This is a genomic window from Albimonas sp., assembly GCF_055129145.1.
On record NZ_JBSRTQ010000206.1, the window covers coordinates 1 to 5,804 of the forward strand.

7 protein-coding genes are annotated in these 5,804 nt (G+C 72.5%); 4 read left to right on the forward strand and 3 right to left on the reverse strand.

Features of this window, described 5'->3' with window-relative positions; all coding sequences use genetic code 11:
• Nucleotides 1-1,076 (reverse strand): S-methyl-5-thioribose-1-phosphate isomerase (mtnA, locus tag ACTB72_RS20065; protein ID WP_463038795.1); only part of this gene is annotated, 1,076 nt, incomplete at its 3' end.
• 120 nt (nt 1,077-1,196) lie between these two features.
• On the opposite strand from mtnA, the gene ACTB72_RS20070 reads away from it, so the two are divergent.
• Nucleotides 1,197-1,619: a cupin domain-containing protein gene (locus ACTB72_RS20070; protein WP_463038796.1), complete on the forward strand. Its 423-nt coding sequence runs from the start codon at nt 1,197-1,199 to the stop codon at nt 1,617-1,619.
• Here ACTB72_RS20070 and ACTB72_RS20075 read toward each other — a convergent pair.
• Nucleotides 1,616-1,948, reverse strand: a complete 333-nt coding sequence (locus ACTB72_RS20075; protein WP_463038797.1) for a hypothetical protein — start codon at nt 1,946-1,948, stop codon at nt 1,616-1,618. The genes ACTB72_RS20070 and ACTB72_RS20075 overlap by 4 nt on opposite strands.
• Before the next feature lie 222 nt (nt 1,949-2,170).
• Here ACTB72_RS20075 and meaB point away from each other — a divergent pair, with 222 nt between their 5' ends.
• Complete coding sequence (gene meaB / locus ACTB72_RS20080; protein WP_463038801.1) at nt 2,171-3,160, forward strand: methylmalonyl Co-A mutase-associated GTPase MeaB; 990 nt, start codon at nt 2,171-2,173, stop codon at nt 3,158-3,160.
• Nucleotides 3,161-3,166: 6 nt separating this feature from the next.
• On the opposite strand, the gene ACTB72_RS20085 is transcribed toward meaB, so the two are convergent.
• Nucleotides 3,167-4,711 carry a M10 family metallopeptidase C-terminal domain-containing protein gene (locus ACTB72_RS20085; protein ID WP_463038798.1) on the reverse strand — a complete coding sequence of 515 codons (1,545 nt, stop codon included), beginning with the start codon at nt 4,709-4,711 and terminating at the stop codon, nt 3,167-3,169.
• A gap of 426 nt (nt 4,712-5,137) precedes the next feature.
• On the opposite strand from ACTB72_RS20085, the gene rpmB reads away from it, so the two are divergent.
• Nucleotides 5,138-5,452, forward strand: coding sequence for a 50S ribosomal protein L28 (gene rpmB, locus ACTB72_RS20090; protein ID WP_463038799.1), 315 nt, complete (start codon nt 5,138-5,140; stop codon nt 5,450-5,452).
• A gap of 133 nt (nt 5,453-5,585) precedes the next feature.
• Nucleotides 5,586-5,804: hypothetical protein (locus tag ACTB72_RS20095; RefSeq protein WP_463038800.1), on the forward strand; the 219-nt coding region annotated here is incomplete at its 3' end.

Here is a 5,804-nt window from a genome sequence, read left to right on the forward strand (position 1 = left end):
AAAAGGCCCGCGATGCCTTCGCGCGTCGCCGCGCACACGCCCCGCTCGGTGATCAGCGCCGTCACCAGCCGCGCCGGGGTCACGTCGAAGGCGGGGTTCGCGCCCTCCGTCCCTTCCGGCGTCAGCCGCACCTCCGCCACCGCGCCCGCCGCCGTCATCCCCGCCAGATGCGTCACCTCGCGGCCCGAGCGTTCCTCGATGGGAATGTCGAACCCGTCCTCGACCGAGAAATCCAGCGTCGGGCTCGGCAGCGCCACATAGAACGGCACCCCGTTGTCCTGCGCCGCCAGCGCCTTCAGATAGGTGCCGATCTTGTTGCAGACGTCGCCCCGCGCCGTGGTGCGGTCGGTGCCCACGATCACCATGTCGACCAAGCCGCGCTGCATCAGATGCCCGCCGGCATTGTCCACGATCACCTTGTGCTTCACGCCGTGCCGCCCCAGCTCCCAGGCCGTCAGAAAGGCGCCCTGGTTGCGGGGCCGGGTCTCGTCCACCCAGACCTCGACCGGGATCCCCGCGTCATGGGCCTTGTAGATCGGCGCCGTCGCCGTGCCCCAGTCCACCGTCGCCAGCCACCCGGCGTTGCAATGGGTCAGGATCCGCACCGGCGCACCGGCCTTCTTCTTCGCCGCCAGCCCCCGCACGATCTCCAGCCCGTGATCGCCGATGGCCGCGTTGATCGCCACATCCTCGTCGCAGAGCGCCGCCGCCTCCGCCCAGGCCGCCTCCGCCCGCGCGCCCGGGGCCAGCGGGCCCAGCCGCGCCTTCATCCGCTCCAGCGCCCAATGCAGGTTCACCGCCGTCGGCCGCGTCGCGAGCAGCGTCGCGCAGGCCGAGGCGAGGGCCGCGTCCGAGCCGTCGACCCGCATCGCCATCGCCACGCCGTAAGCCGCCGTCGCCCCGATCAGCGGCGCGCCGCGCACCTGCATCACCCGGATCGCATGGGCGGCGGGCGCGAGCCCGTCCAGCCGGAGGATCTCGAACCGGTGCGGGAACAGGGTCTGGTCGAGGATCTCCACCCCGCGCCCGTCGGCGGCGGGCCAAATGGTGCGGAACGGCACGCCGTCGATCTTCATGGCTCGGGTCTCCTGCGCAGGTCGGGGGCAAGTCAGCCGCGACCCTACCCCGCCCATCCGCCCGGGCCAACCGCGCCGGGGGGCTTCCGCCCTGCCGCCCCCGCCCCTAGATCAATGCCTATGGAGAAACCGCAGATCCTCGCCGACGCCGCCACCGCGCCCTTCGAAACGCGCGAGCGCTGCGTGATCCGCGAGCTGCTGAACCATGCCGCCGACCCTGACGCCTCCCTCGCCGAAGCCCGCGTCCCCCCCGGGGTCGTGACCGAGCTGCACGCCCTCGACGTGGCCGAGCGCTACATCGTCACCGGAGGCGCCGGAGAGATCGAGCTCGCCGGCCGATGGACCCCGATCCGGGCCGGAGACGTCGCCCTGATCCCCGCCGGCACGCCGCAGCGCGCCCGCAATCACGGTCCGGGCGACCTGGTGTTCCTGTGCCTCTGCACCCCCCGCTTCACCGCGGAGGGATATTCGCCCCTGGGGGCGGAGGACCGGGCCTCGCCCGAATCCCGGCCAGCTTCATCCCGGCCAGCTTCGTCGCGCTAGATCCGCTCGCCTTCCGGCATCCGGCCCGCATCGCCCGCGTCGCCGGGCAGCACCGCCGAGGCCCCGCGCCCGTCGATCCGAAGAAGCAAACGCATCGCGCCTTCCGGGGCCCCGTCCAATTGGACCTCGATCCGCCCGGTCTCGCCCGACGGCGGAACATGGGCGGCGTAGCGGGCGAAAGGCAGGCCGATGGCCGCGATCAGGCTCAGCGCCAGGGTCAGCCCCGCCACCGCCGTTCCGGACCGCGTCTTCACCGGCAGCGGCCGGCGCAGCCGCGATCCACCATCATGGCTCCGGCTCCCGCCGATCTTCTTCCCGTCGTTCGTCATGACGCTCTCCTCCTTGTTCATCGCCCGCGGGGGGCGCCGCCGGGGCGGCTCCGCATCGGGCGGGGGGGCTTCCGACACCCAAGCAGTCTGCGCTAGACACGGGCGGAACGAGGGCGCATCGGCGCCGATCGCGCGGAATTGATGGCAGGAACCCGGCGTTTGACACAGCACAACACGGCCGTCCCGATCCCCGAGCCCGAAATCGACCCCAAGGCCGAGGCGATGGCCGAGGACATCGCCGCCCGCCTCGCCGCCGGCGACCGCCGGGCGCTGGCGCGGGGAATCACCCTGATCGAGTCGACCCGGGCCGATCACCGCCGCGCCGCCGCGGCCCTGGTCCGCCGGCTGCACGCCGCCCCCCGCGACGCGGTGCGCCTCGGCCTCTCGGGCACGCCGGGCGTCGGCAAATCCACCTTCATCGAAAGCTTCGGGGTCCGCCTCGCCGATCAGGGCCACCGCATCGCGGTGCTCGCCGTCGATCCGTCCAGCTCGCGCAACGGCGGCTCCATCCTCGGCGACAAGACGAGGATGGAGCATCTTTCGCGTCACCCCAACGCCTTCATCCGGCCCTCCCCTTCCGGCGCGACGCTCGGCGGCGTCGCCCGGCGCACGCGCGAGGCCATCCTGCTCTGCGAGGCGGCCGGCTTCGATCTGGTGATCGTGGAGACGGTCGGCGTCGGCCAGTCCGAGACCATGGTCGCCGACATGACCGACATCTTCCTGCTGCTGCTGGCCCCCGCCGGCGGCGACGAGCTGCAAGGGGTCAAGCGCGGGATCATGGAGATCTGCGACATGATCCTGATCAACAAGGCCGACGGCGACCTCAAGGCCACCGCCCAGCGCACCCGCGCCGATTACGCCGGCGCCCTGCATCTGCTGCGCAAACGCGGCCAGGACCCCGAGGGCTTCCCGAAGGCGCTGACGGTCTCGGCGCTGGAGGAGGACGGGCTGGAGAAGGCGTGGGAGGAGATCTCCGCCCTCGACGCCTATCGCCGCGAAAACGGCATCCGCGAGATGAAACGCCGCCAGCAAGCGGTGACCTGGTTCCGCTCGGAAGTCGAGGAACGCCTCCTGCGCCGCTTCCGCCGCACGCCCGAGGTCGCCGCGATCTGGCCCAGGCTGGAGGAGGCGGTGGGGGACGGCGACACCCCCCCCCAGATCGCCGCCGCCCAGGCGCTGGCCGCCTTCGGCCTGACCGGCGAGGAGCTCTAGGCCCCCTCAGCCCAGCAGGATGTCGAGGCTCAGCCCCTCGCCGTCGGCGGTATGGATCTCGACCAGCCCGCCGCTGACGCCGAGGCTCAGAAGCGCGCCATACTCGGTCTCCTCATAGGCCGCGGTCAGGCCGATCAGGCGGATCCGGTCGAGCCCGGTCTCGAAATCGGCGATCACGTCGAGGCCGGCGGCGTCGGCGTTGCGGAACACGAAGAGGTCGGCGCCCTCGCCCCCGGTCAGCCGGTCGTTCCCGGCCCCGGCCCGCAGCAGGTCGTCGCCGCGCCCGCCGTCCAGCATGTCGTTCCCAGCCCCGCCGACCAGCCGGTCCGCGCCGTTCCCGCCCTTGAGGTCATCCGCCCCGGCCCCGCCCTTCAGCCGGTCGTCGCCGCCGCCGCCGCGCAGCGCGTCGACGTCGCCGCCCCCCGCCATCCGGTCCGCGCCCCGGCCGCCGACGAGCGTGTCGATCCCCGCGCCGCCGCGCATCCGGTCGTCCCCGGTCCCGCCGAACAGGTCGTCATGCCCGGCCCCGCCGCGCAGCACGTCGTCGCCCCGCGCCCCGATCAGCCGGTCGTTCGCGCCCCGGCCCGAGAGGACGTTGTCGATGTTGTTGCCGCGCAGCACGTCGTCGCCGGCCCCCCCCGTCGCGGCCTCGATCTCCACATTGTAGGCGATGGTGAAGCCGCCCCGCGCCGGCTCCGCCTGGCTGAGGAACCCAGCCCCGCCGGGATTGTCGGTCAGCGTCGCCGCCCGCAGGTCGATCAGCGCCGGCCGGATCCCGTTGTAGCGGATCTCGTCCGCGCCGCCGGTGTCCCAGATCGTCTCCCAATAGGTCCCGCGCTGGTTCTTGTCGGGCAGCACATAGACGTCGTCGCCCGAGGCGGTGGTCAGGTTCGCGCCGTATTTCATCTGCAGCGCCGCGATGTCGATCGCCCCCGGACCCGACTGGTGGCCATAGGTCCAGAACCGGTAGGTGGTCGCCCCTTCGCCGGTGGTCAGGCCGCTGTTGTAGCTCATCGCCGTGTAGACCGCCTGGTTCAGCGCCCAGGTCCCGATGTCGCTTTCGTCCGCCACCCCGTCCATCACCTCGGACCCGCCGCCATCGTCATGCGGATGGGCGAGCCCGAGCCCGTGGCCGAATTCGTGGATGATCGTGAAGAAGGCATAGCCGCCCTTCTCGAGCGTCGAGCCCTGCTGGCGCTTCGAATCCCACCCCACGCCCAGGGCGTTGAAGCTGCCGAGCCCGGCCTGATCCTCGCCCGGCGGGCTCATGAAGCCGAGCAGCGGGTTCTCGCGCTCGGCGAATTTCGACACCTTGAAATCCGCCCGGCGCGCGTCGTTGACCCGCTCGAAGGTCAGGTCGATGACCTCCGAGTATTCCTCCAGCGCCGCCATCACCTGGCCCCGCTCGTAGGCCGTCCAGGCGGTGCGCCCCTCGCCGGCGAGGAACTTGATGCGCACCACGGAATCGGAGACCTGCGCGTCGGAAAGCTGGCTGCCCCAGTCGATCGAGGCCAGTCCCTGGAAGTCGTCGGGGAAATCCTGCAAGGCCATGTCGGGTACGCTCCTCGATACATCGGCTAGGTCGTGGGGCGACCGCGGGAAAAGCCGCGCAAAGCGGGCGGGGCCCGACGGGCCTGCGCGCAGGCCCGTCGCCGGGAGCCCACGAAAACCGCGTGTCCCCGCGCGGCGCAAGCGCTTGCGGCCGCTTCCTCATCCGGTTTGCGCGCGGCGTGGCCTGCGGGCCGCGGTCACGCGAGGTTCATGCCGCCGCCCCGCCTCGCGCCCCCAGCTTCCGGCGCCGATCCCCGTCGCCGCCCAAGGTCGCCGCCCGCCCGCGCCCGCGCGCCATTCGACCGCGGCGTGTTGACGAGGGGGGCGCGACTCGCTATGGGGTGCGCCTCTTATTCCGGCGCGCCGTGCGGGTTCTCCGCACGCCGTGGCCATACGTTGCGAACACCAACCCGAAGGGCGAAAGATATGTCCCGTCGCTGCGAGCTCTCCGGCAAGGGCGTGATGACCGGCCACAATGTGAGCCACTCGAACATCAAGACCAACCGCCGGTTCCTGCCGAACCTGAACGACGTCACGCTGCAGAGCGAGTCGCTGGGGCGGAGCTTCAAGTTCCGCGTCGCCGCCTCCACCCTGCGGACCGTGGATCATCGCGGCGGGCTCGACGCCTACCTCGCGAAGTCTCACGACCGTGAGTTGTCGCCCAAGGCCCTGAAGGTCAAGCGCGAGGTCGAGAAGGCCGCCGTCGCCGTGACCGCCCCCGCCGTGGCCGCCGAGGCCTGAGCCATCCGGCCCGGGCTCGCGCCCTCCGCCGACGCTTTCGACCCGGCCCGCGCACCCCGCGGGCCGGGTTTTTCATGCCGGCCCGCGCCTGCGAGGCTCGCCAGCCCGGCCGGGGCCGGGTAGAAGCCGGGGCATGACCGGGCTTCTCCTCCGCGCGCTGCTGATCGGCCTGCTGTCCCTGCAGACCGTGGCCCTGCGCGCCGCGCCGATGACGCCGCCCGCCGCGGCGGGGGCCTGGGCCGTCCCGCTCTGCGGCGGCGGTTTCGGTCTGGTCGCGGACGGGACCCGGGCGCCGGCCCGCTCGCATCCCGATTGCCTCGACTGCTGCCTCGCCGCGCTCGACCGCGCGCCC